Source organism: Actinosynnema sp. NPDC023658 (assembly GCF_040639995.1).
GTDB lineage: Bacteria > Actinomycetota > Actinomycetes > Mycobacteriales > Pseudonocardiaceae > Actinosynnema.
In genome coordinates this window covers 1-1,025 of the sequence record NZ_JBFAAX010000956.1, presented here as the reverse complement: position 1 = coordinate 1,025, position 1,025 = coordinate 1, and the positions used below count along the sequence as shown (strand labels likewise).

At 72.5% G+C, this 1,025-nt stretch carries 2 protein-coding genes; both read right to left on the bottom strand.

Features of this window, described 5'->3' with window-relative positions:
- Window positions 1-377, bottom strand: a 377-nt coding sequence (locus tag AB0G02_RS36875) for a hypothetical protein (RefSeq protein WP_360804133.1), incomplete at its 3' end; no start/stop codon positions are given.
- Window positions 378-589: 212 nt separating this feature from the next.
- On the bottom strand, window positions 590-874 hold the full coding sequence (locus AB0G02_RS36870; RefSeq protein WP_360804130.1) for a DUF3040 domain-containing protein: 285 nt from the start codon (window positions 872-874) through the stop codon (window positions 590-592).
- Window positions 875-1,025 lie beyond the last annotated feature (151 nt).

Here is a 1,025-nt window from a genome sequence, read left to right as displayed (position 1 = left end):
GGTCCGCCGTCGAACCGGATCTTGGCCCACACGGTCGTGTGCTCGGCCGCCGACACCACGCCCCACTGCTCGGTCAGCGCGTCCACGGTCAGCAGCCCGGCGCCGGAGGTCCACCCCGCGCTGTGGCGGGGTGCCCGGTTGCGGAGGCGGATGGTGAGCGCTTCGACCCACTGGTCCAGGACGAGCTCCAGCACGTACGGCGGTGCGCCGTAGCGCTGCGCGTTGTCCAGCAGCTCGCCGACGACCACCCCGACGAGCAGGACGTCGTGGTCGTGCCAGCCCTTCATGCGGTCGCGCAGCCACTGCTCGACCTCGGACCGCGGCGGTGAACCGCGGTCCTCCATGACCAGGACCACGGTGCTATTGCCCTCGTTCACCGGCGGCCCTCCCCCGCGGCGCGGCGCCGGGAGTCGACTCTCGCGGTGGTGCGGCCGGTGTCGTCGTCGGGAGCACGCCCCACTGTGGCGGGAAAAGACGCCGTTGCACCTTGCGATCACCTTGCGATCACCTTGCGATCGCCGTGCGCGGCACGCCGGCGGTTCTCGGCGTCGGCACGCCGGCGGTGTCCGGCGTCGTCACGCCGAGCGCCTCACAGGGTCTGGTACCAGCCTTCGTCCGAGCCCTGCCAGCCCGCCACGACCGACCCGGCGAACGCGGACGCGATGCCCAGCACCAGGATGGCCGCGCTGCCGACCAGCACGCCGAGCACCAGCAGGCCGATGCCGGTGACCGCCACCGCCACCCAGGACCACGCCACGCGCCGCACCGGTGACAACGTGCTCAGCGCCGTGGCCAACGCCGGATCGACCACGGTCAGCCCCCGCTCGATCTCCGCCAAGCGCCACTCGTCCTCGTGCCCGGTCCTCGCGTCCATGGCCTGACCCCTCCCGTGTCCCGCGGACCGCTCGGCGTGTTCCTCCGGTCGGTTCCGCCCACCGGGTTCCGCGTGGGCGAAACCGAGAAACCTTGCAGTTTTGCCGGCATCACGGATCGTTGGCAAGTCGTCGGGTCCGGGCCGGGCCCGG

Coding starts and splice junctions, on each gene's coding strand:
- AB0G02_RS36870 (WP_360804130.1), bottom strand. CDS start 874: ATGGACGCGAGGACCGGGCACGAGGACGAGTGGCGCTTGGCGGAGATC.